Source organism: Paenibacillus pasadenensis, assembly GCF_002864175.1.
Lineage (GTDB): Bacteria > Bacillota > Bacilli > Paenibacillales > Paenibacillaceae > Paenibacillus_O > Paenibacillus_O pasadenensis.
This window is the reverse complement of the sequence record NZ_NFEZ01000004.1, coordinates 2,172,610-2,198,885: the sequence shown is the minus strand read 5'-3', so window position 1 is coordinate 2,198,885 and position 26,276 is coordinate 2,172,610. Positions and strand designations below refer to the sequence as shown.

Genomic DNA, 26,276 nt, shown 5'->3' with positions numbered 1-26,276 from the left:
GCTTTAAGCTCAGGCGATAGCGCCCGACTTTTTGCCGGCTTCGGCCATGCTCTTAACTTCCCATTCGAACTTCACGTCCTGATTTGGAGGACTCATAGATGGCGTCGATGATCCGATTGTTGAGGTATCCGGTTGCAGCTGAGGGCAGAGGCTCCTTCCCTTGGAGGACGCATTCGACAAAGTGCCGGCTTAACAGCAGCCGCTCGTCGGCTTTCTCATCCGGCGTCATCTCGATGTCGACCTTTCGATCGAACAGCTCCGCATGCAGCACGCCGGAATTCAGCTTGATCGTCGCCCCGCCCTCGGTTCCCATAAGCTGCAGCAGCATGCCGTCCTCGTTGCCGTTGTGGCTGGCCCAGCTTACGTCGAACAGCAGCGTCGCGCCATCCTCCATCTTCACGAACGCCGTAGCGAGATCCTCCACGTCAAAATAGCCGTTCCAGTCGTGGGTTCCCCAATTGCCGATGCCGAGCTTGCGAGGTCCGAAGCTCGCATAAGTCGAGCCCGATACGCTGGCCGGCGTCGGGTTGCCCATCAGATACAGCGCCAGATCAAGCAAATGGATGCCGACGTCAATGAGAGGCCCTCCGCCGGAATGCTCCATCCGCGTAAACCACGAGCCCCAGCCGGGGATATTTTTACGGCGCAGCCAATTCGCCTTGACATAATAGATCGTGCCCAGCTTGCCTTCCTCAATCAGCTTTTTGAGCTGCCTCGCCGGCCACACCCACCTGAGCTGATGGGCAATCATGAGCGTTTTGCCGGACTTGAGATGCGCCTCTTGGATGCGAGCGGCCGCCTCTGCATTGATGCCCATCGGCTTCTCGAGCAGCACATGCTTGCCGGCTTGAAGCGCCTGGATCGCCAGATCGGCATGCCATTTGTTGGGGACGCCCAGGACAACGGCGTCGATCTCCTCGCTCGCGATCATCTGATCTGCGGAATCGAAGACGCGTTCGATGCCGAGCTCGGCGGCAGCCTTTTGCGCGAGCGGCAGATGGGCGTCGGCCATGCCCGCGACGACGGCGTTGTCGAGCTGCTTGAACGTCGCGGCATGGATCTGGCCGATGGCGCCGGCTCCGATGATTCCGATGCGAAGGCTCATCGCTTTTCCTCCTGAGCTAAAAGCTCGTTCCACTGCTGTTTGACGAGCTGCAGGCTTCGAACCATGGCCGGCATCGGATCGTGGTCATAGGGCTCGTGCTCCAACGTCAGCGCCCCTTGGTAGCCGATCGCATGCAGCTCGCGAAGCGTCCCCTTGATGTCGACGACGCCTTCGCCCAGCCCGCACGAGTCATGCGCGCCTGCCGCGAGAACGTCCTTCAGGTGAACATGCTTCAAATACGGCGCAAGCTCGCCGACGGCGGCGCTGACATCGCAGCCGTTCGTGCCGAACCATCCCGTATCCAGCGCAGCCCCGATCCAGGGCGAGTACGGGGAAATCTTCTCGATGATCTCCTGCGCATTGCGCTCCGGATGATTTTCCAGTCCAAAGAAAATTCCGTATCGCTGCGACAGCTCGACAATCAGCTCCGCATTCGAGACGTTGAAGCCGCTCGCGAGCAGCGGAGCGCCGATCGCGCGGGCGATCTCGAATCGACGGGATCCCTCCTCAAGCGTCATGTTCGGCGATGAGAACGAAGCGGTATAGGACACGACGGAGAGCTCGTACTTATCCAGGAGCCCGCGCGCCTTGCGCACCATCTCGTCCGTCGCCGTCTCCGGGTGCAGATGCCCCACCCATAGCTCGATCGCATCGAATCCATTTTCTTTGATGCCGCTGATCAGCGACTCGAATTTCAGCTCGAATTGACTGCCGTGGAAGCTCCGAATCGTCGCTTCCGTGCATCGTCCCCAATCCTTGAACCAGTCCGTCACATCCTTGTAGCCGACTTCCTTCGCCACGTAGTTCGCCGTCATGAACGCCCATTCCATCCCGTACCTCTCCTCGCTTCCTAAGCTTCGTGCGGCTGACTCAGCCTTCCAGCCACTCCATCAGCCGATGATTGGTGGCAATCGCCGCGACGCCGACTACGCCGGGATCCCTGCTCAGCTGCAGGTCACATCGGACGTCGATGACGCACAGCCGCTTCAGGTATTCTTTCACTTCATCCAATAATGCCTCTCCAAGCGCCTCAACGGTCACGCCGCCCAGCACCACGTCCGTAATGTCAAGAGCGGCGACCAGGTTGGAGATGCAGAGCGCCAAATGCGAAGCGATGTAACGGATCATCTCCTCGAAAGGCCCGCGATGCGTCGTCGGATAGCTCCCCGCTTGTCCGTCGTTCAGGATGTTCTCCAGGAAGCTCCACTTGCCGATCAACGGATGGATGCCGAGCCTTCCTTCGATCCAGCCCACCTCCGTCTTGGACATTCGGAAGGCTGGATCGAAGGAGGTGAAGGCGATCTCGCCGGCCAGGCTATGCTTGCCGCGACGGATTTGGCCGTCCAGGATAATGCCCGCGCCAATGCCTGAGCCGAGCGAGACATAGAGCAGATCTTGCAGCGCTTCTCCGCTTCGCGTGATGTACTCGCCCCATGCGGCTGATTTGACATCATTGTCGATGGAGACGGGCAGTCCGATTTGCTCGCTCAGCCGATCGATGAGGCTTCTGCAGTCTCTTCTTTCTTTGACGCCGACGATAGGAGCGGCGAACTCGATCTGAGCCGTGTCCGGATCCACGACTCCGGGGATGCCGATGCCGACGCCGAGAATGCTCGGCCGGGCTTCCCCGAACTCCTCCATGAAAGCCCGCAGGATGACCGGCAGCCGAAGCTCGAGCATCTCGTCCAGGTTGGCGACTGCCTTGAACCTTTTCCGATGCTTGATATTCCCGTTCAAATCGACGAATCCGACATCCAGATAATCGCCTTCATACACGACTCCGATCGACCATGCGGCATCCGGATTGAAGCGGATCAGCTGAGGCTTCCTTCCTGCCGTGGAGATGCTTCCCTCGCCTAATTCGATGACCAGGCCCTTCTCCTGAAAATAACTGACGATCTTGATGACCGTAGGAGAACTGATTCCCGTTCGCCTGCTGATCTCGGCTCTGGAGATGCTGTCTACCGAAGACAATAAGTCGAATACCGTCTTGCGGTTCATATCTTTCAGATGGGTTTGAATGAAGCTCGCCATGAATGTCCCTCTTCTCATTAGTTAAGAAAGCTTATTAACCAAATATAGAGGGACGACCGCGCCCCGTCAATGACACGGGTCTATCGGTTTCCCCTTCCAGTCCTGCCGCTAAACGCCGTGCCAGAGATCGATCGGTTTCTTTACTTGGGGACGAAACGGAAGCTCCACCTTGTTCCCCGTTCGGGCAGATTCGTAGGCGGCATAGATGATTTCCAGGACAGCCCTTCCGTCTTCTCCGGTTACCAAAGGCGTCTTGTCATAGGCGATGCATTCAATGAAGTGCTTGAGCTCTTGCGGATAGCCGTAGTTGAACGCTTCCTCGTAGATCGTAAACGTCCAGCCCTTTGTCGTTCCCGCCTTCTCCGCCGCATAATCGTACCCGTCCACGCTGTAGGTCAAGGCGGAGTTGCCCATGACCATATCCGCGTAGCTGACGCCTTTTGTACCATGAACCTCGATCTTGTCGTCCATGCCGCCATGCTTCGCCCAGCTGTCTTCCGCAACGCCGAGCACGCCTCCCTCGAATTCGATGAGGAGAACGGCGTTGTCCTCGCCTTTCGTAATCTCGTTGTGCAGCACGGTCTGCATATGTGCCTTTACGCTCTTCACGCCCGGGTTCCCGCCGAGCATCCAGCGGAACCATTGGATGGCGTGGCAGCCCATGTCCATCACCACGCCGCCGCCGGACAGATCCATGTCATAGAACCAAGGGCTGTGAGGACCGGAATGCTTCTCGGTCTGCTTCAGCATATAAATTTCGCCTATCGCGCCATCCTGAACGAGCTCGCGAACGCGTTCATACTTCGGGGCAAAGCACAATTCCTCGGCATACATGAGCTTGACGTTCTGCGCCTTGCAGGTCGCGATCATATCGTCCGCTTCTTCAAGCGTGACGCAGAGCGGCTTCTCTATGATGACATGCTTGCCGGCATTGGCGGCGGCGATGCAGACCCTATGGTGGAGAAAGTTTGGGAGGCAAATGTCGACGACGTCGCAGCCCGATTCCGCGAGCAGCTGGCCGATGTCTGAATAAGCCTGCGGAATATGATGCTTGGCTGCGAATTGCTTGGCTTTATCCAGATCTCTCGCATAGACGGCGACGACTTCCGATTCCGGGACGAAACGACGATAGCACTCTGCATGGTAATCCGAGATGAACCCGGCTCCGAAAATAGCCACCTTTACTTTTTTCATCCTCCATGGCCTCCTTCGTGGAATTAGACCGGCTCCCGCAAGCTAGCCGGGTTGTTTCTCGCTTGGCTGATCATCGTCATGGAAGCCGGCCAGATGTTGAACCAGCTGGGCGGGCGTCGGACTTGTGCCATGCTTTACATAGTAGCTGGCTACGGCGTTGCCGGTCTGCAGGCTCTCTTTGACGCCGAGTCCGAGCAGCTGCCCCGAGCAGTAGCCGGCGTTGAAATGGTCGCCGCTGCCTGTGAGGATGACCGGCTCCTCAATGGCATAGCTGTCTGCTTGAAACAATTCGTCGCCGCTCCAGGCGAACGCCCCGTCCTTTACATGCACGACAAGCTGATCGACTCCCGCGTATTCGTAAAGCTGCCGCGCCGCATGCGCCATGTCCTGCTCGTCCTGGTCAAGCAGCTTGCGGCCTGCTGTCGCCAATTCGTTCTCGTTCATGCCGAGCACAACGTTGCAATGACGCTTGAATGCCTTCAGGAGCGAGAAGGCTCGGCGAAGATCGGCCTCGCTTTTTTTAGAGCAATCGGACAAGTCGATGAAGATCGTCTTCTCCGAGGCGTTCCGGGCGTTCGGGATAATCTCATTCAGAAAGCCCTCCCAAATCTGAGAGGCATGCTTCGTCTCGCTCCAATTCAACAAGCAGATCAGCGGATTGCTGTCGAACCAGGAGAGGAGCCGCTCCTTCCCGACGCATTGGACCAATCTGTCCCAGTCCATGGAATCCAGGCAGCTGACATCGGCCAGCATGACCTTCCCGTCCCGGAATTCTATCGCCGTCGAGAAGCCTGGATCCGTCACGGAAATCGCTTCATGGACCGTTCCGGTCAGCTCCGAAAATTGCGGCTTGATCCCTTGACTGCCCAGCGCCCCGATGCTCGTAAGCCGGAAGCCGAGCCTCCCCAAGGCGAGAGCCATGATCGGCATGTTGCCGCCGAGCTTGTTCGTTTGCTCTACCAGCTCGATCGAGCAGTTTTTGCCGCTCTTGTCCACTAGATATTGCCCGAACTCGCTCATGGTCTCGAAATAGCGGGCTTGATCCTCCTCGTCACGCCGCCGTACCGCGCGAACGACGCTGTCGATGAAACCGTCAAATCCGAGCATGACCCCGAACTGCTCTGCCTTCTTATACTTGATCGCGATTTGTTCGGCTATTGGCTGCAAGCTTCCTTCAGTCCTTCCTTGCCTTGACGGCCGCCTCGCTGTCCAGCAGCAAGCAGCCGTTCGGATGCTTCCGAACGAGGCTCGCCGGCAGCTGTTCACTGATTCCCTCGTTAACGATGCGCTCGACGATGTCGGCTTTGTGGGAGCCGCTGACCATGAGGACCACGCTCCTCGACTCGGCGAGATGCCTCAATCCAAGCGTGACCCCGGTCCGAAGCCTCATCGGCTTGGTGAAATATTTCTGGCCGACCTGTTGGGTCACCTCATCCAAATTCGCCACATGAGCATACGTATCGAACGAAGTCCCCGGCTCGTTGAAGCCAATATGCCCATTCATTCCCGCTCCTACGAGCATGAAATCAATGCCGCCGAGCGTTTCGATCCGCCGGTTCATGGCTTGGCATTGTCCGGCCAGATCCTCCGAGCAAGCATCGAACATATAGAGCTGGTCTTCGGGAATTTGCAGCGGCTCAAAAATCTCTTCATAAAGTAATCGCTTACAACTGCCTTCGTCCTCGCGGCCAAGTCCGGCCCACTCATCCAGTCCGACAAAACGGCATTTCGACAAGTCGACCTTTCCTTCTCTGGCCATCGAGACCAGCTTCCGAAAAGCGCCTACCGGCGTAGCTCCGGCTGCCAGACATAATACCGCGTCCGGCTTGTCTGACACGCACTTCGCAATCCATTCGCTTGCTCTCTCCGAAAGAGCTTCATAATCGGATTCGATGATCGTCTGCATAGTCACCACCTCGGGTCCATGATTTAATTAACTAACTTTATTAATTATAATAGGTTGCCTCTACGGCCCCGTCAACCCCTATCGGTAGGCCAAACGAAAAAAAAGCTCCCGAACCGTCACTAGGACGGGTTCGGGAGCTTGTACATTTCTGGGGTGGTGCGGTCAAGAGGACTCGAACCTCCACGGTATTGCTACCACTGGCACCTGAAGCCAGCGCGTCTGCCAATTCCGCCATGACCGCATAACCAACGAAAAATAATATACCATGATTTAAAGTTCACGGTCAAGCTCTTTTATGATTTTTACAAAAAAGAAGGACCGGCTCCACGGCCGGTCCTTCTGCTTTGCTCCGAGCTCGCCTTACGCCGCTCTTACTTCCATTCCTTGATTTCGAACAGCCGATAGAGCACGGCTGCGGCTTGCGCCCGGCTCGACAATCCGAGCGGGTCGAAGACGCCTCCGCCCATTCCGTTCATCAAGCCCGCCTGCTCCACGGCAGCTGCCGCTTCCTTCGCATAACCGGCAATCTTGTCTTGGTCCGCGAATGAAGGGGCGGCGGCATTCGCCGGCGCGAGCACATCCAGCTTCATGTAGCGGGAAGCGCGGTACAGCATGACAGCCATATCCTGCCGGCTGATCGGATCGCCGATCCCGATCGTGCCGTCCTTCTTCCCTTCAACGATGCCCGCCTTCTGAGCGGATGCGATGGCCTCATAATACCAGGCGCCTTTTTTCGCATCGGAGAACGTGGCGGCCGCCGCCGGGTCCGTCAGGTCGAACAGCCGGACGAGCATCGTAATGAACTGCGCCCGGGTCAGCCGTCCGTTCGGATCGAAGGCTTCGCCGCCGACGCCGGTTACCGCTTCGCGGGCCGCCAGCGCCTTGATATACGGCTTGGCCCATCCTGCCTCGTTCAAGTCGAGGAAGGTGAGGTCGGCATAGCCAGGGAAATAAAGGCTGAAATGCCGGGGGCTGAACGAAATCATGCCTGTGGCCGGGTCGTATTTGGCGTTTTTGACGACCTCGAGCTCGCCGTTATCGGCGATGTAGTAGATGACGGCCTGCTCCGGCTGCTCGCCAGCGCGGAGCGTGTACGGAACCGTCACCGTCACTTCGCGGGCATCGAAGGCGCCGACCGGCCGGCCATCCAGCGTCAAGCCGAAGTCATAGATCGTCGCGTCCGCCGGCACGTTCCCGCTTGCGGCCGCAGGCAGCTCGGACGCCGCCTTCCGGCCGACCGACAGCTGCAGCTTCGCGCCGTCCGCCGCATTCTGCTTCGCGAACCAGCTCCGATCCAGCGAGACGACCGCCAGGCCGTTATCAATCGTCAGGCGTTCCACATTCGACGCCATGGCGCTGCGGATCGGTCCGAAAGGCAGGACGAGCTCGACCTGCTTCGTCGCCGGATCGGAGACGAGCTTGATCGTCAAGGCATGTCCCTCCAGCTTGCCGATCGCGCTTTGCAGACGGGCCGCATCCAGCTCGACACGAGCGGTTCCCGCTGCATTCGGCGCTGCCTTGACGCTGATGCCCGAGCCGCTGATGACCGGATCGTTCCCGGCGTCCGGAATGACGGGAGCCGGGCCGCTGTCGCCGCCCCCGCCGCTGACGATCTGCGTGCTCGTCCGCACGCCCGGCGCATAGTCGGTCCACCGGTCGCCGTCTTGGCCGACCTTGATGGCATTCAGCGAGAAGGCTCCGCTGCCCGCCGCTTTAGCGGTGAACTTCACCTTGCCGAGCATGAGGTCGCCGCTGTCGCCCGCCGCATGTCCCAGCTTCGTATAGACGGCACGCAGCTGGCCTTCGTCCAGCAGCTCCGGGTTGACGACCGCGCTGAACCCGCTCAGGCCAGTCGTGAACGAAGACGCGCTGACGCTCCACAGGGCGGCGTCGAACGACAGATTCAGCTCGAAGGCCGTCCACGCTTGGGCGCCTCGCACTCCGATCTCGACCTCTACCTGGTCTCCGACCGCCACGCTCGACTTCGACGCGCCCACATAAAACGCAGGCTCATCGCTTGCTGCTGCCGGCGAGACCGGCAGCAGCATGAAGATCAGCAGGAGAGACAGACTCCATGTCCATAGATTTGTTCTCAATGATTTCGACTTCCTCTCTTCCGATTCGCTCCGGCTTTAGCTCAAGATAAGCTTGGCCAACTCGCGCAGATCCTTGATGTCGATGACGTTGTCGCCATTCAGATCCGCCGCCTTGACGCTGCTCCAGTCGGTGTCCGCGGCTTTTTTGCCGTAACGGGCCGCCGCCAGGCTCAGATCCTCGATCCCGACGCGTCCGTCTCCGTTCAGATCGCCCGCAACAGGAACGCTCGGAACGTTTTTCAGCGCCTCGAATGCCTCTACGGCTTCATTCAGCGCGATCATAGCCTGCTGCACGTCCTCCGTCTCGGCCGTATCGTCGTTCAGCACAACGCTTGCCTGATCGATCGCCGCTTGCAGCGCCGCCTTGGCGCCTGCCGGATATTGGCCGTCCAGATCGCCCTCCGTCGCCGCGTCATGCCGCGCTTGCGCATCTGCGACCGCAGCGGCCAGCGAAGACTTCGACACCGCCATCAGGACGTAGCTGTACGTAGCGCCATTTGCAGCCGGCGCTTCCAGACCCGTACCGTCGGCAAGAATGACATCCGACGTGTATACGCTTCCGGTCACCGTCTGCTCCAGCGCCTTCGCCTTGAACTGCAGCTTAAGCTGCGCGACGTCGGCATCCGGCGTCTGCGTTCCGCCGGCCTCGACGGTCGTAACCCGGACCTGACCCGGCGCCACTTCCGTTTCCAGCTGGAAGATGTACCCCGGCTTCAGCGGCTCCGCCTGGATGAACTCCAGCTTCGCCGGATCGTAGTTGATGGTGTACTCCTTAGCATATACGCTGTCGGTGACCGAACGAAGTCCAAACGCGACCTCGAACGTCTGATTGGACACCACGTTCGCAGGCCCCGTCAACGACAGCACGGTATCTTCCAGTCCTCCGCGATCCGCCTCGACGGTGTAGCTCGCTTCCAGAATGCCGCTCGTCACGCCGTTTACGATCGCGATCGCCTTCAGCGTGCTCATGCCGACCGGCAGCTCGATCGCCCCGGCATACGGCGTGCTGGACAAGGTCGGCGTGCTGCCGTCCAGCGTGTAGTACAGCTGCGCATCCTCGACGTCATGGGACAGCTTCACCGATTGCGGGAAGCTGTACGTGCCCGACGCGAGATCGGCGCTCGGCGGCGTCAGCGTGTACGGATCCGCCGAGTTGGCGTATACCTGAACCTCGACAAGCCCGCTTCCCCATGCGTTGCTGAGGGCGTTGTTGTTGACGCGGCGAACCTCGTTTACTTTCAGCTTCACGTACCGGTAAAGGCCGCTCAGCGTATCCGAGTTGAAGCCGGCCCACATATTCGTGCCGTTGTTCACCAGCTCCGTCCAGTTGGCATTGTCATTGGAGGCCAGGATCTGGTAGCGATGATACATCTCCGAACCATTATACAGCCGGTAGGCGACATCGATCCGCGACAGATCATAGATCGCGCCCAGATCGATCGTGTATTCGTACGGAGCCGCCAGCTCGAAGAAGCTGCTGGAATCGCCCGACGTATGCAGGTTGAAGGCATAGCCGTCGTTCGCCTTCTCGATGCCCGCGGCCTCGTCGTTGCCGGTAATCGTAGCGCTTTTTCCTTGCGAGACGAGATACGCCTGCGGCATCTGCACGCCGCCGGTGGCCGCATTCAGCTTCCAGCCCGTCGTGTATTTCATGGAAGCCGTATGCTGCTCGGCCTCGAACTCGATCGGCAGCCATACGTAACGCGAGTCGGACAGCTGGCTCGAGCGCCATTTGTCGCCCATGTAGACGTAGGTCCGGGTGCCGTCCGCGCCGGTAAGCTTCATGATGTTGGTCGGCTGGCTGTAGTACGTGCTGTTGTTTCCGAACGCATATTTCTCGATGATTTTTCCGTCTTCTCTGACCGGCGTCCAGCCGTGCGGATCGCGGAGATCGGCGCTGTAGCTGATCGTTCCTTGGTTCGGCATCCAGCCGGACTGCCCGGATGACGCCATATAGTAGCCGTCGTCCGTCCGCACGACTGCCGGAGCTTCGCGGCCGACGTCTTCATAGAAGCTGTAGGATTCAAAATCGGTCGCCTTCGATTCGGAATCGCTGAATTCATAGGTGGTGAAGTCCACGTCGGTGTAATCTTCATTCAGCCGGTGGACCCGCATGGAATGTCCTTCCGCCGACATCAGGTAAGCCGTGCCGTCGTCATCGGCGAACACGGTGAAGTCGCGCGAAAGATAGCCCATTTGCGATTCGTCCTGCTGAACGGAAGCCGGAATCGCCGCCTTCACGCCTCCAGCTTTGAAATATTCCGAATCGCTGTAATTGTTGACGTCGCTGCGCCAGTTGCGCAGCGTGCCGCCCGGACGCCAGTGTCCGAGGAACGTATACGGACCTTCCGGACTATCCGCCGTCGCCACCGCGATCTGGCTGCTGGCGTAGCTGCTCGCCGTCTCCCAGTGGCCGTACAGCACGTACTTTTGCGTCTTTTCGTTGTAGAGCAGCTTCGGCCGCTCCCACTTGTTGTCGATCAAACCGAATTCCGCCCCCGGCACCGTAGCCGAGAACGAGTTCAGAATGTCGCCCTCGTTCGTCCAGTTGACCAGATCGCGCGAGGAATACAGCGACACGGCATGGAAGTTCGCTTGGTTATGGATTTTGTTCTCGCCTACCCAGTAGTAGATCGGGTTGCCGTCCGCAGCGGTCTGCTGCAGGAATCCGCCGCCGTGAGCCTGGATCGGGTTGCCTTCGGTATCGTACCAGAGCTCGCCGACCGGCACGCCTGCCGCCGCATAGTCCACGACCTTGTCCGGATGGACGTTCTGAGCCCAGGTGAAGGCCTCGTCGAGCTGCTGCAGCGCCCGGTCAATCGTCCACTGCGTTGCGGAAGAATCGTTCAGCACCGCCTCCGCGTTCCGAAGCGCCTCCGTGATGGTATTCCAGCTTCCGTTCGTAAACGTGCCCCGCTCCGTGTCTTTATGCGCGGCATACTTGGCCTGCAGCGCCGTCTTGTCGAGATGCGGCGTGCCGTAGACGGACAATTCGATGATGCCGTCCGCCCAGATCGCGCTGTTGCCGTTGAATACGTTGATGACGTTGTCAACGGTCAGGCGGACGTAGCGATAAAGCGATTCGTCCGTGACCGGATTGGTCACAAAGCCGACGACGTTGTTTTGCGAGCCGTCCGTCAGCAGCGTCCAATTCGCATTGTCCATGCTGCCTTCCAGCTTGAAGCGATAAGCCGTATCCGAGCCGCCGACCTCGCGGGTGGTGAAGTTGATCTCGGAAAGCTGAGACGCCTGCGCCAAATCAATCACGATGTTATACCCTGCAGCCTTATGCTGCACGCGCGGCGACGAGGCAAAATCCGCTCCGTCCGTCACGGCAGTGGCGTCGAGCCCTTCGGAATCGACGGCTTTTTTGCCGAGCGAGAGCAGCTGCCCGGATTGGACCGGAATGGCGCCGATGGCCGGATCGTAGTCCAGCTGATGGAACCAGTCGGCGGTTGCAATGCCGTCGTGGAACACCATCGGGAACAGACGCGAATAGGTGCCCATCGGGTCCCTGAACTCGCCGGGATACTGATCGCCCCAGTGGTAGCCGTTCAGCGCGAACGTTTTTTGTCCGCCCGTTCCGGTCCAGGTGCGGGTTCCGTTCGCCTGCGTGGCGAAGGAGGAGCCGTTGCCGATCGGCCGAAGCGGCGTCCAGTCGCCGTCGAGCGATGTCGCAGAGGCATACTCCGCCTGGCTCGGATACCAGCCGTTCGCCGTCGAGCCGAAGAAGTAATAGCGTCCTTCATGCTTGATGACGGTCGGAGACTCCTTGTGCTTGCCCACGAACGCCGTGTTCACCAGAGCCTCCGGCTGCTCCCAGCTGTCGTTCAGCCGGACGATCCCGATGTCGTTGTTGTTGCGCGTAGCGAACAATACGTACGCCGTGTCGTCATCGTCGACGAACAGCACCATGTCGCGCGCTTCCATATCGAACGGGCGCGCCCGGAACGTCGCTTCAAAGTCGTTCCCGCCTGGAGTGACCGAGGCGATGAACAGCTTCGCCTGCTGATAGTCGAAGCTGCCTTCCTCATGCGCGGTGAAGACGACTTTGCCGTCAGGATGCAGCGTGTAGCCGGCTCCCTCCGCCCGCATGTCCTCGAACGAGCCGAGCAGGCGCTTGCTGCCGTAGGAAAGCCCGTCGGCGCTCGTCTGCTCGTAGATTCCCGTCGTGACGACGCCGGTGTCCTCGTCCTTCGTCGATTCGTAGACGTAATCATACCAGGTATTGCCCGACTTGACGCCATACGGAATTCCGTTCGTAAGGCTGTCCGCGCCGGTCGTATTGATCTTCTTGTGCGTGATCGCCGCAGCGTCGTAGCCGAACGTGCGCAGCGCATTCGTGCTCGCCTCCGCGATTGTCGCGCCGGCAGCGATCGCCTTGACCGTATACGTATAGTCTTGATCCGTCTCGAGTCCGTACTCGTCCGCGACGTCGCCGTAAGTCCGGCTGATGAGCTGGTCTCCGCGATAGACTTCGTAGTAGTCCGCACCCGTAACCAACGGCCAGGCAATCTTCGCGTTTACGACCTCGGACTGTCCGTCAAGCCGGAAGCCGGTCGCGGTCGCCGACCAGTCGCTGCCGTAGAAGTCCGCGCTTGCAATCGCGCTGCTTTTCCCTTCCGCGGAAATGGCGACGGCCTTGATCGTCGTAATTCCGTGGACCGGGATCGGTCCCGCATACGTCGGACTTTCCGCCGTAGGGGTCGAGCCGTCCGTCGTGTAGTGAATATACTGCTCCCCTGCCGGATGCGAGATCGCGATCGGAGCGTAAGCCTGTCCCTCGGACGGAGAGAAGGTAGGCGGAGCGCTGGTCAACCGGTTCTCAAGCAGCTCTTGCTCGCTCAATGCCCGGCTGTACATCTTGAAGTTGTCGATCAGGCCCGCGAAATATTCGCCTCCGCCCCAGTTGCCCTTCCCGAGCTGAAGAATGCCTCCGGATTCGGTCAGGACGCTCGACATCGGATAGGGACTCGTCACCGTCGACTTGAGCGTACCGTCGACGAACAGCTTCGTTTCCGTCATCGTAATGACGACGTCCACATGCTTCCATCTGGTCGCTGAAGTTTCCGCTTCTGCCGCTTCCGGGCGGGAGCCGTTGTTGTTGAACCGCTCAACGCCGACGAAGCCTGGCCGATCCAGGATCCCTATGTAATGCTCGGCCAGATAGTTCTGCGTCTCCGCATTCGGCGCGGCAAAAAACGCCCAGGTGCTGCCGCCGTCCGGCTTGCTGTCGTACGAGACGGTGATCTCTTCCATCCCGGCCAGCAGCGGCGTGCCGTCCTGCTTGGTCAGCTCGAGCCAGAAATTGTTGCTGAGATTGGCCGCCTTTCCTCCCCCTTCGTAAGAGTCCTCATAGCTGGGGGTGCCGTGAACCGTAACCTTCGCCAAGCTGCCCTCCAGGCCGCCAACCGGATCCTCGAAGTTGAAGTCGGCCATGATCGACTCGTCGCTGTCGCCGTTCGAGTCGTCGGCCGCCCAAACGCTTTGAAGAGGCATGAGCATGTTGAAGGCCAGGCATGCGATAAGAAGCAGCACTCCCGGCTTTCGCCCTTTAGCTCGCCCCCTTCTTCCTGCACTTCCGTTCATTGATTATCCTCCTTTGCTTGCTTGAATCCGCCCGCCGAAATTTTTTCAGGAAAGCGGTTCCATGAACTCATGACGAATCATAAGCCAATCATCCGCGCTTTTTCTAGTGAACATATCGATCACCATTGGACATGTCGAGGATTTTGACGGTGAACAATATTGATCTTGCTGCATAAACAAGCCCTTCCTCGACCGTCCGCCCGTCAGTACCCGATCATCGGCACCGATTTCGGCAGCTTGCCATAAGGCATTGCCTCGCCGTTTTTGACCTGATACAGCACGCGCGACGTTTCGCGAGCCGCCTCCATCAATTCCGGGTAAGGCTGCATGCAGATGTCCACCATGCCGATCTGATAATTCTCGCCGTCATACCTGCCCAGGCAGAACTGATCGTTATACTGGAACCAGTGGGCGCCTACGCCATAAGGATGGGCCGCGACCTTCTCCACGAAATGCCTCCACATGACGCCTCGTTCCTCTTGATCGGGAACGCCCTTCAGCCCGGTCGCCGGCAGCCCTCGATCCAGCGCCCCGCAGTGGTACTCTCCGAGCAGGATCGGCAGGTCCACTCTCGCATGCTGGACAAAGTCCATGTCGCGAGTCGGGTCGAAATCATAACAGTTGATGGAGAATACGTCGAAGTACTCCCAGCCCTCCATCATGTCGAGATTGTAGGCTTTGGACCATCTGAGACCGAGGTTCAGGTGATTCGAGTCTACCGCTCTGCAGGCCAAGGACGGTACTTTGATATATTCGCGAATGAGATGAGCCGAAAACTTCCGAATATCCGGCTTTGATTTTGGATACGTCGTGGAGCAGCTGTAGATCGGCTTTTCCAGTTCCGAAAAACTCTCGAATGCGGAATCCCAGGCGAGATTCAGCTCCTCGATCGTCGTGTAAGCGCTTTTCAAAAAGGCAATGAGTCCCGACCGGCAATGCGTTTGCGCGGGATTATGCAAAACCTCGTCGGCAATGGCCAAGCCCTCCACGAAGTTGAACTCCGGTTCATTCCTCAAAAAATAACCGATCAGCCAAGGGTCGTCCTTCCACGCCGACAGCTGGCGCGCATACTGCTCGGCTTTCTCTTTGTACTCCGGCGAGAGGACATCCGGGAAATCCCTGAAAATGAGCGTGTCGGTCGTCGGGAAATTAGGCAGTTCTCGAACATAAGGCAGCCTTGTCCGACCGCTGGCCATGCCGAGACCGGGGAAATTGCCTTGCGAATTGATGCCGTTTTTCATCAGGATATGGTGGGAAATCTCCTCCCATTTCTCATGCCATCGCTCGCCATACGCTTTTTTCATATTCAATGCGGTGAAGCGGATGATTTTGAACGAATCGAGGGGCATGTAGGCCGCTCGCCTTGTCGTCCCGATTTTGTAAAATTCCCCGAAGTCCGGGTCGTCGGTCTCCGGAAGCCAGTCGCACAGGTCCTCGAAGCTGTCCACGCGGCACTGATCCCCCGGATTCGTCCCGCACGGGCCTAAGGAGAAATAATCGCAGCCGCTCGGGTCTACCAGATGCCATCTTCCGTCCTCGGACTTGAAGGTCGAGAAGTAGCCGGTGCCTTCCTTCAGCTGGCGGGTTCGGTCTCCTCCCCACTCGTTCCATTCGGGAAACGGGTATTCCGCCGGCCCTTCGTTCGCTTCCAGCCTCTCCTTCAGCTCGGCCAAGGAATGGATTTTGCCCGGCCAGTCCTTTCCTTTCCACTGGCCGAATTCATCCACGAGCTTTGTCCGAGGCAGCGGAAAATCGGTCGGCATCTGATCCGTCAGATGAAAATGCTCGAACCGGACGCGGACATCATGAAAGGCCTTTTCCATGCCGAGCTCGAAGCGCTCCACGCTGCCCAGCTCGGTCCGCTGCCCATGTACGACCAGCTTCAGCGTTCCCGGCGTACGGTTCGTAAAAATGGTTCTATTGTCAAGCAAGTGAAGATCCAAGCAAATCCTGGTCTTGAAGCGCGGCAGCAGACCGAAACGCATAAAAATCCGTTCCTGGTCTTCTCCGGGCAAGAAGCAGCGAAACATCATCGCCACGGAATGATCCTCCAGCACTTCGATGTCGCCGACAAGATATCGTTTGCCCGCTTCTTTGACTTGTCCGATCGTAATCCCGCCACCGTCCGCGCCAAGGACAACCTCGCAGCCATCCGGGCTGCAAGCGGCCATCTTCGCCTCTCTGGCCACGGAATTCGTAAAATTAATTTTCATGGCTCGACCTCCGCATGAAGCATAGTTTGTACGCCTTAATTCTCGAATGAATAGGTATGGAATTCAATGCAAAATCCCAGCCTCTTTGTAAAATAGCGACTTTTTAACGAAAAAGATCCAGGCTCGTCCGTTTTCCCTGTCGAAAAAACAAAAACCGCTCTCTCGAGCGGTTCGCAATTGAAATGGCAGAAGGGATGGGCCATAATGAACCGAGATCGCTTTTACACCATAACGACTATGATGCGGATGCATCCCTAGCCGCATCAAGCGATGCCGGGAGTCGATACAAAAATGAAGACCCTGCTGCATTATCGAATGGACAGCAGCCAGCTGCCGCGAGTGCTCTTTATGGAGAAGGTATCCGTAGCTCCCCCGCATCTTCATATTCGGAGAAAAACCGAGGAATTCATTTTGTACTATGTGCTGGCCGGCGAGATGCATTTGAATGAGGAAGACCGCCGCTTCGTGCTCAAGCCGAATGACTTTCTGCTCCTCGATCCGCAGCGGGAGCATTGGGGGACGAAATCTGCCCCCTGCACCTATTTTTATATCCACTTCAGGCACGGCGACATGGAAGAGCGGACGGAAGCCGTGGATGAGCTCAAGCATGCCTTGATCGCCGATCGCTTGACCGCCTTGAAAACGCATGAATGCGATGCCGACAAGCCCTCTTCATCGAAGCTCGTCCTTCCAAAAACCTTCTCCTCCAAGCCGACCGGCACGGCCGTAAGCCTCCTCCATAAGCTGAGAGAGGTCCATCATAACCGTCTGGAGCATTTTCAGTCGATGTCCGGAATGGTTTTATTGGAGCTGCTGATCACATTGTCCCGGGAGCTGACGGCCAGCTTCCTTTTCAACGAGCATTCCATCGCGAAGACCCGCTCCACTCGAATGATCCATGATCTGCTGGCCTATTTTCAACAGGACTATTCCTTGCCCATCAGCGGAGCGAGCCTCGAGGAACGATACAAGTGCAATTTCGATCATTTGAACCGCCTGTTCAAACGGACGACCGGCACGACGATTTTGGCGTATTTAAATGAAGTGCGAATTTCAAAAGCCAAGCAGATGCTTTATGACGGATCGGGCAGCATCTCCGAAATAGCCGAAAAATGCGGGTTCAAGGACGTCTACTATTTCTCGAAGGTGTTCAAGAAATATACCGGGCTTGCTCCAGGCTTGTTTGCCCGGAATCGCAGCTGGTAGCGGAAACCGATCCCCATTATCCTAAAACGAAAAAAGCTCCTGAGCTGCCGCTTGAACGGGTCCAGGAGCTCGATTATTCATAGAGACGGCCATCATGCGCAGGGCAGCCCTTAGCTTAAAAGTCCATCTTGGAAATGAACGATCCGTTTTTCACGGGCAGACAAATAGGCTCCTTCCAGCAATGAAACCGTATGCAAATTATCGTAGGCGCTGTTCGAGGCCTCTTCTCCGGTTTCAATCCATTCCAGCAACTGATTTAATCCATCAAACACCGCTTCTTCAATAGGCATGGCATACTTCCAGGTTTGAACGGGGGTTGGGTTCCAATTAGGCTGACCGGAAGGATCGGGCTTGAGCAAGTGAATCTCATTCCCCGTGGGCCTTAATGCGGCTTCGCTTCCCAACACCACAAGGTCATCCCTGCAGAACGCGCTGGAAAAGCTTTGGGAGAAATTCGCATTCACGCCGTTGTCGAACACGATCTGCACCGTCGCATCGGTTTCGCCGATGCAATCAATCGCCTCCGAGCTATAGGACGTACAGTAGATGGAGCTTGCATCGGCATCGGCCATTCTTCGTATTCCGTCAAACCAATGAATCGACATGACGGACATCGCATGTCGTTCGGTATGGATTCTCCAGCCTGTATCTTGACGAAAGAATAAGGACGAAAAATGAATTCCCTCCAGCTTCCCTATCGCCCCCTCTTTGATCAGTCCCCGGATAAACTCGAATTTGTGGTGCTTTCGGAAGTTTTGGTTGACGGACACGGGAACCTTCAACCGCTTGGCTTGTTCCGCGATCGACTTTGCTTCCTCAAGCGTGTCGGCGAACGGCTTTTCGACAAAAACCGGAATTCCTGCTTCAAGCAGCGGCGTGATGACGCTTTCACGGATCGTCGAAGGCGTGCAGACGACAGCAGCCTCGATGCCTGCTTCCTTGATCATCGTTTCCACATCCGTGTACCTGCCCGGAATGTTAAATTCATCGGCTCGTTCTTGAACATTCGACTCGCTCGGATCGCAAATGGCAACGACCTCAATCCGATCCGGATGAGCGGAGTAGCCTTTCAAATGCATTCGCGTCACTGCTCCTGCGCCCACAAAACCTACCTTGAACTTCTTCACTCGGGCTCACGCTCCTAATCCTAGTTTCATGAACTTGAGGCATTCTTTCATTCCGGTCGCAATTTCCCCGCCGCTTTCCTCGTCTGCGGAGATCCAGCCGGAGTAACGGATATCCTGAATGGCTTGAAACACGGGGGAGAAATCAATCTCTCCGTGCCCTAATATCTCAAAATGACCTTTGGCAAAATCTTTCATATGGAAATTCGTTATAAAGGGAGCAAACGTGCGAATGACCTCCGCGATATCGTCTACACCCGATTTGACTAGATGAGCGGTATCGATCGTCAATCCGACATGAGCGGGATTCTTGATCCTGTCAAAAAAGAGATCAAAGTCCTCCCGATGCATGAGCGGCTGGTCATAATGGTGGTGCAAGGAGAGCCGCAGGCCATGCTGCTCCGCCTCTTTGCCCATTTCTTCAAAAACGGCGGCGAATGTCGCGATGTTCTCGTTCGTCACTTGCTGCCTCGGCACCGCATGGCAATAAACGATCATCTCTGAATCAACATGCGCAGCAAACTTATACACCTGGCGCAATTGCTCCCTGCTGTCATCGTTTAATAGAGTGCCCCCCGCGATGAGCGCAGCAGCGATGCCGGCGGGTTGTCCCCAACGGCTCCTGAATGATTCAGGCTCAAGCAAATAAGGAGCGTACTGACTCGGCTTCAGCTGCAGCCCGCTATAGCCGGCCTTTTGATAGCCGTGAACGAGCAGCTGTTCCTCCTCGGAGGTTGCCGTAGGCCTTGAAAAGGCAAAGTTGTACGTCATGCGTCCTTTCCTCCCTTCCTGATCGGCTTCATCGGCCTCACAGCCGTGTTCCGTTTACTCTCCGATCGTCTGCCTGTCTACCGACGAATAGGCGATGATCATTTTGCATGGCTCCCAGCTCGTTACTTTGGCGTGATGCGGCACGCCTTGCGGAATCCGAAGCGCCATGCCCGGCTTCAAATGAACGATTTCATCTCCCAACGAATGGTCGCATTCCCCGGACAATACATAAATGATTTCTTCGCAGTTCGGATGGATATGACGTCCATTCTCCTGCCCCGCTTCAATGTACACCACGCCGAACGTCATTTGACCGTCCGGATCAATTTCTTTGCCATACAACCAGGCGATTTTACCCCATCCCATGTCGAGCACATGCTTCTCTTCGTTCAAATCCGATGGCTGGATCATTCGGCACTCTCCTCTTTTGCAGCTGGCAGGATGTGAAGTTGAATCTGTGTTTATGATAATTCAACATGGTTGAATTATCAACAACTTTATTGAATGAACTTCTCCGGAGTTTAGTTTATGATATGATGATGGAAGCGAACGTCGATAAGGAGAGAGAATCCATGAATATCGGAAGCCGAATCCGGTACATCCGACAGGAACAAAAACGAACTCAAGAGGAAATCGCCAAGTCATGCGGATTTACGAAAAGCCTTTTATCCAAAATTGAAAATGGACAATCCAATCCGCCTGTATCGACGCTGATCAAGATCGCTGCCTCGCTTGGAGTTCGAGTGTCCGATCTGCTGGAGGAACAAAGCGCTCAAACGACAGTATACAATAGCGTCAAGCAATACGAGGACCAGGAGAAATGGGTCGAGACGAATAAAGGCTATTCCTTTTTCGCTTTTGCCGGCGAAAGAAGGGACAAGCTGATTCAGCCCTATTTGATTACCGCCAAAAAAGGGAACGTCAAGCAGCATGGGTTTACGCATGAAGGAGAAGAGTTCATTTATATGATCAAGGGAGAAATGAACTATCAAGTCGGCGCTACTCAATACACCATGCTGCCTGGAGATTCGATCTATTTCAATTCGCTAGAGAAGCATCTGCTGATTCCGATTACCGACGAGGTCACCTATCTCGCGATTTTCACTCAAAAAACGGACGACAAGAAGTAGCCTTTCCTTTCCAAACGGATGGAATATGGGGAGCCTAGCTAGGCCAAAAAAAGAGGGGCATTTCTCGGGGTTACGACGCCGCCGAGAAATGCCCCTGCTTCATGACTCTCTGACTAAACGCCAAATTGCCTTAAATGATGGTCCAGATGTTTATAAACCCCTATCCCCCATTGCTCGGGCGTGAATTTCCCAAAGAAAGGATGCGGATGAGAGGAACATTTCTCCGGGCCATTCCTTTGGAAAACGACAATCATTTGCTTCAGCTTTTCCTTTTCCGTCTCAAAATCTCTCTCATCTGCAATCCGTATCGTTGGAATGGTCGACATATTGTGCGGTGCCGGCTTGTCATTATAAAAAATACGGTTTACGAACCTGCCAATCACTTTCCCCAGCCAGTATCTCGGGGGAAAGGAATTCCCCATCGGGATGTCTTGGAACGCCGAGCAGTGAGCCAGCATCTGAGCCGCATTCATCGTTCCCCACTGGGGCGCTGCATGCGGGCTTAACTTGTCGATCCGATTCAATATATTCGCTGAATGCACCGGGCTGTAGATGCTTTCCATGATTCCACCTCATTCATTTCTATAGGCTGGTTTACAGTATTTCACATTGTCCCGTATCTTGAAACAAAAAAATAAAAAAATCCCTTCCGAAAGGAAGGGGTCGATTGAAAGGATGGTGCGGTCAAGAGGACTTGAACCTCCACGTCATTGCTGACACTAGAACCTGAATCTAGCGCGTCTGCCAATTCCGCCATGACCGCGTAATCACAAGGAATAATATACCGCGGCCGTATCCTAAAGTCAACAAAAATCAGCGGATTTCCACCATCGCCTTGATGACCTGCGAGGCGGGATCCAGCCATCCCTCGAACCGGTCGACTGTCTCGTCGAAGGCTGCCCGGTGGGTGACGTAGGCGTCGATGTCGAGCGATCCGCCGCGCACGACATCCATCACATGGAGGAAATCCTCCTTGGTCGCGTTGCGGCTGCCCATCAGCGTCATCTCGCGCTTGTGGAATTCGGGATCGTTGAAGGCGATGTCCCCCTTCACCAAGCCCACATAGACGAGCCGGCCGCCATGCGCGACATAGCGGAAGGCGCTTGCCATCGAGCCGGCGTGGCCCGTCGCATCGAATACAGCCGTCGGATAGTCGCCGTCCGTGATGCTCGCCAGCTCGGCCGCGGCTTCCGGCGACGCCTTGACCGTATGATGGACCTTGGCCCACTGGCTGCAAAAAGCAAGCCGCTGCTCGCTCAAGTCCATCACGATGACGCGCGCGCCCCGCTGCTTGGCGAACGCCATCACGCCGAGGCCGATCGGCCCCGCGCCGATGACGAGCGCGGTCTCGCCCGCGCGCAGCTCCGAGCGGCGCACCGCATGGGCGCCGATGCTCAGCGGCTCGACCACGGCCGCCTCGTCGAGAGTGAGGCCGGACGCCTTCAGCAGATGGCTCGTCGGCACGGCGATGCGCTCGCGCATCCCGCCGTCCGCATGGACGCCGAGCACCTTCATCGCCGTGCAGCAGTTCGTCTTGCCGCTGCGGCAGGCGATGCAGCGGCCGCAGTGCAGGTAAGGGATGATGCTGACGGGATCGCCGGCTCGCAGGCCTGAGGCCGGATCGTCGACCCGCTCGATCACGCCGGACAGCTCATGCCCGAGGATGCGCGGATAGTCGAAGAACGGCTGGTTTCCTTTGTAGGCATGCAGGTCGGTGCCGCAGATGCCGATCCGCTTGACCGCCACGATCGCCTCGCCCGGCCCGCATGCCGGCTCCGGCAGCTCGACCAGCGCCAGCTTTTCCGCTTGCTCGCAACGGATTCCTTTCATCGTCCAAGCTCCTCTCGCTTACACATTCAAGCTCCGGTTGTATTCCGGCAGGCCGCTAGGCCAGGTCTGTCCTTGCACGGGCGCCAGGACGTCCAGCACTTCCTGCAGCAGCTCCGTGTCGAGCTCCTCTTCCGCCCAGCCGGCATTGCGGCGGATGTTGTCCGGGTTGGCCGTGCTTACGAGCGTAGTCGGGATGCTCTCGTTGGCGACGGAATACTGGATCGCCAGCTTTGCGATCTCCGTTCCTTTGGAGGCGCACAGCTCGGCGGCGCGCTTGCAGGCCGCCTTCAGCTCGCTGCCGGCCGGATGCCAGTCCGGCGCGCCGCGCGTGCCGAGCAGTCCCATCGAGAGCGGAGAAGCGTTCACCAGCCCGACCTGACGAGCCGAGAGCAGCGGCAGCAGCTCGAGCAGCGTGGAGTCGTTCAGCGAGTAATGGCAGTACGAGATGATCGCATCGACCTCGATCTGCGGCAGCATCTGGCGGAACAGCTCAAGCGGCAGGCCGCAGATGCCGGCATGGCGGATCTTGCCCTCCTGCTTCAGCCGCTGGAGCGTCGGCATCGCTTCTTCAAGGATGACGGCCGGCTCCACGAATTCGATGTCATGCAGGAAGAAGAGGTCCACATGGTCGGTATTCAGCCGCTGCAGGCTTTCCTCCAGGCTGGCGGCGATCCGCTTCGACGAGAAGTCGAATTCGTTCTCGCCGTAGCGGCCGGCTTTGGTCGACAAGTAGAAGCTGTCGCGAGGAACGTCGCGAATCGCTTTGCCGAGCACGGTCTCCGCCTTGGTCAAGCCGTAATAAGGCGATACGTCGATATAATTGATGCCGCAGTCCAGCGCTTCGCGGACGGTGCGGATGCTTTCGCTCTCGTCCGTAGTCCGGAATACCGAGCCCAGCGACGAGGCGCCGAAGCTCAGCACGGAGACGTCGAGTCCGGTGCTGCCGAGTTTCCTGTAGTTCACGTTCGGTTCGCTCCTTGAAAGAAGAGTGGGATGACGCTAGAGGATGACGCCGTCCTTGAAGATCGCGATCTCCCGGAAGTCGTTGCGCTCATTGTTCGTCTGCCGCTCGCCCGAGGCGAGCGCGATCACATAATTCCACAGCTCGTCGGCGAGCTGGTCCATCGTGGCATCCTCAAGCAGGCGGCCCGCATTGAAGTCGATCCAGTTTTTTTTGCGCGCGGCCAGCTCGCTGTTCGAGGAGAGCTTGACGGTCGGCACCGGTCCGCCGAACGGAGTCCCTCGGCCTGTCGTGAACAGGACGATATGGGCGCCGCTCGCCGACAGCGCCGTCACCGAGACGAGATCGTTGCCAGGCGCCTCCAGCAGGGCAAGCCCCGGCCGGCTCGCCCGGCCGCCGTACGGCAAGACGTCGGTGACGGCGACCTGGCCGCCCTTCTGCGTGCATCCGAGCGACTTCTCCTCCAGCGTGCTGATGCCGCCGGCTTTGTTGCCGGGAGAAGGATTCTCATAGACCTCCTGCCCATGCCGGATGAAGTAGTTCTTGAAGTCGTTGACGAGATGTACGATGCCTTGGAAAATCTGCTCGTCGGCCGCCCGGTTCATCAAAATCGTCTCGGCGCCGAACATCTCGGGCACCTCCGTCAGGATCGCCGTTCCGCCCTCCTGCGCCAGCCGATCGGCGACGGCTCCGACGAGCGGGTTGGCGGTAATTCCGGACAGCCCGTCCGACCCTCCGCATTTGAGGCCGAGCTTCAGCTTGGAGACCGGCACCGGCTCGCGCTTGAAGCGCTCGGCGTAGTCGGCCAGCTCGGAGAGCAAGGCCATGCCGGCCTCGAGCTCGTCTTCTTCGTCCTGCAGCTTCATGAATTTGATGCGGTCGGGATCATGCGGCCCGATCGCCTGCTTGAACGAATCGATCTGGTTGTTCTCGCAGCCGAGCCCGGCGACGAGCACGGCCGCCGCATTGGGATGGTTCACGAGCGCGGCCAGCAGCCTTTGCGTATGGACGAGGTCGTCGCCGAGCTGCGAGCAGCCGAACGGATGCGCGAAATGATGCACGCCGTCGATGCGGCCGCCAAAGGCCGCGGTCGCCCGCCGCGCGAGCGTCTCGCAGGTCCGGTTGATGCAGCCGACCGTATTGATGATCCAGATCTCGTTGCGGATGCCGACCTGCCCGTCGGAGCGCAGGTATCCCTGAAACATGCGGCCTGTCGGCCGCTCGGCCGGTGCGATGGCGGCCGCCGGCGCATAGCCGTAATCTTCCTTGATCCCTTGCAGCCCGGTGCGCAGATTATGCGTGTGCACCCACGAGCCCGGCGCGATGTCGCAGACGGCTTTGCCGATCGAATAGCCGTACTTGACGACGTCCTCGCCCGCGCGAGCCGCCCGCGTCAGAATCTTGTGCCCCTTGGGCACGTCGTCCAGCAGCGTCAATGCCGTTCCATCCTCCAAGATGATGGAGTCTCCGGCTTGGAACGGCTGCAGCGCTACGATGGCCGAATCCTTTTCGGCAAGCCTGATCCAGCTGTTCATGCTTCCTTCCGCTCCCATCCCGCCAGATGATCGGCGACGGCTTCCGCCAGGCCCTTCCAGGCCGACAGATCGATTCCCCATACCGTCTCGTCGGCCAGCAGCCGGCGAACCTTCTCCCGCTCCCCGCAGTCGGCCGACCACGCCTGCTCGATCCGGCCCAGCAGCTCGGCATCGTCGGCGACCCGATACGGCTCTCCGGCGAAGCTCCGGCCCTCATAGCCGTCGCCGATCCGTTCTACGCGGTAATACCGCAGCAGGGCGGCGAAGCCTAGGGCCAGTCCAGCCGGCACAGGCTCGCCCTTCTCGGCGTAATAAGCCATCGACGGCAGCAAGCGCGCCTTGGCCTTGCTGATGCTGTTCATGGCGATATCCGAGAGCCGGTGGCGGAGATGCGGATTCAAGTACCTCTCGTAAACTTCCGCCGCATAGGCCTTCATCGCCTCCGCCGGCTCCGGCAGCGACGGAATGATCTCCGCTTCGACCGTATTCCGGACGAAGCTCCCCAGCTCGGGATGCTCCATCAGCTCGCGCACATGCTCCACGCCATGCAGCAGGCCGAGCGGAGTCATGAGCGTATGGGCTCCGTTCAGAATCCGCACCTTGCGCTGCTGGAACGGCTTGAGATCGGGCGTCCAGTGGACGTTGAAGCCGGCCTGGCGCAGGGGAAGCTCCTCATCCAGCTCCGGCTCGGCCTCGATCGCCCACAGATGGTAAGGCTCGCCCGTCGTCAGCAGCTCGTCGCGATAGCCCCAGCGCTCGAACCAGCGCTCCGCCTCCTCGGCATCCGGGTATCCGGTCACGATCCGATCGACGAGCGTGCTCAGGAACCGGTTGTGCTCCCGCACCCAGGCTTGAAAAGCCTCCGGCAGGCCCCATTCCTCGGCATGCCGCAGCACGCCTTCCCGCAGCCGGTCGCCGTTGCGCTCGAGCAGCTCGCACGGCAGGAAGATCAGCCCCTTGTCCGGCGCCCCCGCGAACGTCTCGTAGCGGCGCAGCAGCAGCAGCGTCATCTTGGCTGGGAACGACTCCGGCGCCTCGCCCGGAACCATCGGCTCGGAGCGGTAGGCGAGCCCCGCTTCGGTCGTATTGGATACGACGAATCGGAGCTCGGCGCCATCCGCCAGCGCGAGGAACGACGCCCACTCCTCGTAAGGATCCAGCACGTTGGAGAATACGGAGACGACGCTCCGGCGCTCGATCCGCTCGCCTCCCTCCAGGCCGCGGATGACGAGGGTGAACAGTCCGTCCTGCGCAGCCAGCTTCTCGATCTTGCGCTTCCCCGATCGGCGGGGCTGCACGACCGCGACGCTGCCAGGGAAAAGTCCTTGATTACGGCAGCCATCGAGCATCCAGTCCACAAAACCGCGCAGGAAGTTGCCTTCTCCAACCTGCAGCACCCGCACCGGGTCGGAACCAGCGCTTGTAAAGCGGCCGTCTTCCGCTGCGGCCAACAGCGTTTCGGTAAGTAACGACGCCATCGCATAGCGCCTCCTTTTTGTTCGCTTGCCTTCATTTTATAAGATAAAATGGATTATAAACATAACCTGTAATTGCTTTAACATTCTCTATTTTGATATATTGA

At 58.2% G+C, this 26,276-nt stretch carries 19 protein-coding genes and 2 tRNA genes; 2 read left to right on the top strand and 19 right to left on the bottom strand.

The features are described 5' to 3' along the window. Positions 1-52: 52 nt before the first annotated feature. The 10 genes from B8V81_RS18930 to B8V81_RS18885 all read right to left on the bottom strand — a co-directional run bounded on the left by B8V81_RS18930 (position 53) and on the right by B8V81_RS18885 (position 16,137). Positions 53-1,105: a Gfo/Idh/MocA family protein gene (locus B8V81_RS18930; protein WP_101808967.1), complete on the bottom strand. Its 1,053-nt coding sequence runs from the start codon at positions 1,103-1,105 to the stop codon at positions 53-55. Further along, positions 1,102-1,935 (bottom strand): sugar phosphate isomerase/epimerase family protein, encoded by an 834-nt coding sequence (locus tag B8V81_RS18925; RefSeq protein WP_101808966.1) that lies wholly within the window; start codon positions 1,933-1,935, stop codon positions 1,102-1,104. The genes B8V81_RS18930 and B8V81_RS18925 overlap by 4 nt, the downstream gene beginning before the upstream one ends. A 40-nt stretch (positions 1,936-1,975) precedes the next feature. Then, entirely contained in the window at positions 1,976-3,139 is a 1,164-nt protein-coding gene (locus B8V81_RS18920) for an ROK family transcriptional regulator (RefSeq protein ID WP_180968491.1), read from the bottom strand. 108 nt (positions 3,140-3,247) lie between these two features. After that, the gene (locus tag B8V81_RS18915) at positions 3,248-4,333 is read right to left on the bottom strand and encodes a Gfo/Idh/MocA family protein (RefSeq protein WP_043111530.1); all 1,086 of its coding nucleotides are present in this window, start codon (positions 4,331-4,333) and stop codon (positions 3,248-3,250) included. Between the two features lie 42 nt (positions 4,334-4,375). Further along, positions 4,376-5,440 carry a carbohydrate kinase family protein gene (locus B8V81_RS18910; RefSeq protein WP_127464336.1) on the bottom strand — a complete coding sequence of 355 codons (1,065 nt, stop codon included), beginning with the start codon at positions 5,438-5,440 and terminating at the stop codon, positions 4,376-4,378. 67 nt (positions 5,441-5,507) lie between these two features. Then, a complete protein-coding gene (locus B8V81_RS18905; RefSeq protein ID WP_101808964.1) occupies positions 5,508-6,239 on the bottom strand; it encodes a 6-phosphogluconolactonase in 732 nt (243 codons plus the stop codon). Positions 6,240-6,393: 154 nt separating this feature from the next. Continuing rightward, positions 6,394-6,480 (bottom strand) — tRNA-Leu (locus B8V81_RS18900). Between the two features lie 130 nt (positions 6,481-6,610). After that, positions 6,611-8,335 carry an S-layer homology domain-containing protein gene (locus B8V81_RS18895; RefSeq protein ID WP_146000532.1) on the bottom strand — a complete coding sequence of 575 codons (1,725 nt, stop codon included), beginning with the start codon at positions 8,333-8,335 and terminating at the stop codon, positions 6,611-6,613. A 36-nt stretch (positions 8,336-8,371) separates the two neighbouring features. Beyond that, positions 8,372-13,924 carry a chitobiase/beta-hexosaminidase C-terminal domain-containing protein gene (locus B8V81_RS18890; RefSeq protein WP_101808962.1) on the bottom strand — a complete coding sequence of 1,851 codons (5,553 nt, stop codon included), beginning with the start codon at positions 13,922-13,924 and terminating at the stop codon, positions 8,372-8,374. A 203-nt stretch (positions 13,925-14,127) separates the two neighbouring features. After that, positions 14,128-16,137 carry a beta-galactosidase gene (locus B8V81_RS18885; RefSeq protein WP_101808961.1) on the bottom strand — a complete coding sequence of 670 codons (2,010 nt, stop codon included), beginning with the start codon at positions 16,135-16,137 and terminating at the stop codon, positions 14,128-14,130. Between the two features lie 291 nt (positions 16,138-16,428). Here B8V81_RS18885 and B8V81_RS18880 point away from each other — a divergent pair, with 291 nt between their 5' ends. Beyond that, positions 16,429-17,343, top strand: a complete 915-nt coding sequence (locus tag B8V81_RS18880) for an AraC family transcriptional regulator (RefSeq protein ID WP_180968490.1) — start codon at positions 16,429-16,431, stop codon at positions 17,341-17,343. Between the two features lie 110 nt (positions 17,344-17,453). Here B8V81_RS18880 and B8V81_RS18875 read toward each other — a convergent pair whose 3' ends face one another. Genes B8V81_RS18875 through B8V81_RS18865 form a run of 3 tightly spaced genes read right to left on the bottom strand, consistent with a single transcriptional unit; the run spans position 17,454 to position 19,649 of the window. Next, positions 17,454-18,470 carry a Gfo/Idh/MocA family protein gene (locus B8V81_RS18875; protein WP_101808959.1) on the bottom strand — a complete coding sequence of 339 codons (1,017 nt, stop codon included), beginning with the start codon at positions 18,468-18,470 and terminating at the stop codon, positions 17,454-17,456. A 6-nt stretch (positions 18,471-18,476) separates the two neighbouring features. Continuing rightward, a complete protein-coding gene (locus tag B8V81_RS18870; RefSeq protein WP_101808958.1) occupies positions 18,477-19,238 on the bottom strand; it encodes a sugar phosphate isomerase/epimerase family protein in 762 nt (253 codons plus the stop codon). Between the two features lie 54 nt (positions 19,239-19,292). Next, complete coding sequence (locus tag B8V81_RS18865; RefSeq protein WP_028599565.1) at positions 19,293-19,649, bottom strand: cupin domain-containing protein; 357 nt, start codon at positions 19,647-19,649, stop codon at positions 19,293-19,295. Between the two features lie 161 nt (positions 19,650-19,810). On the opposite strand from B8V81_RS18865, the gene B8V81_RS18860 reads away from it, so the two are divergent. Further along, a complete protein-coding gene (locus tag B8V81_RS18860) occupies positions 19,811-20,368 on the top strand; it encodes a helix-turn-helix domain-containing protein (protein ID WP_028599564.1) in 558 nt (185 codons plus the stop codon). A 113-nt stretch (positions 20,369-20,481) separates the two neighbouring features. On the opposite strand, the gene B8V81_RS18855 is transcribed toward B8V81_RS18860, so the two are convergent. The 6 genes from B8V81_RS18855 to B8V81_RS18830 form a co-directional block, all read right to left on the bottom strand. Beyond that, positions 20,482-20,931, bottom strand: a complete 450-nt coding sequence (locus tag B8V81_RS18855; protein ID WP_028599563.1) for a DUF1569 domain-containing protein — start codon at positions 20,929-20,931, stop codon at positions 20,482-20,484. Positions 20,932-21,044: 113 nt separating this feature from the next. Next, positions 21,045-21,131, bottom strand: a tRNA-Leu gene (locus B8V81_RS18850). A gap of 50 nt (positions 21,132-21,181) precedes the next feature. Continuing rightward, entirely contained in the window at positions 21,182-22,198 is a 1,017-nt protein-coding gene (locus tag B8V81_RS18845; RefSeq protein ID WP_028599562.1) for a zinc-binding alcohol dehydrogenase family protein, read from the bottom strand. 18 nt (positions 22,199-22,216) lie between these two features. Further along, positions 22,217-23,161, bottom strand: a complete 945-nt coding sequence (locus B8V81_RS18840) for an aldo/keto reductase (RefSeq protein WP_028599561.1) — start codon at positions 23,159-23,161, stop codon at positions 22,217-22,219. A 36-nt stretch (positions 23,162-23,197) separates the two neighbouring features. After that, on the bottom strand, positions 23,198-24,694 hold the full coding sequence (locus B8V81_RS18835) for a UxaA family hydrolase (protein WP_028599560.1): 1,497 nt from the start codon (positions 24,692-24,694) through the stop codon (positions 23,198-23,200). After that, positions 24,691-26,172 carry a tagaturonate reductase gene (locus tag B8V81_RS18830; protein ID WP_101808957.1) on the bottom strand — a complete coding sequence of 494 codons (1,482 nt, stop codon included), beginning with the start codon at positions 26,170-26,172 and terminating at the stop codon, positions 24,691-24,693. Before B8V81_RS18830 ends, B8V81_RS18835 begins: the two co-directional genes overlap by 4 nt. Positions 26,173-26,276 lie beyond the last annotated feature (104 nt).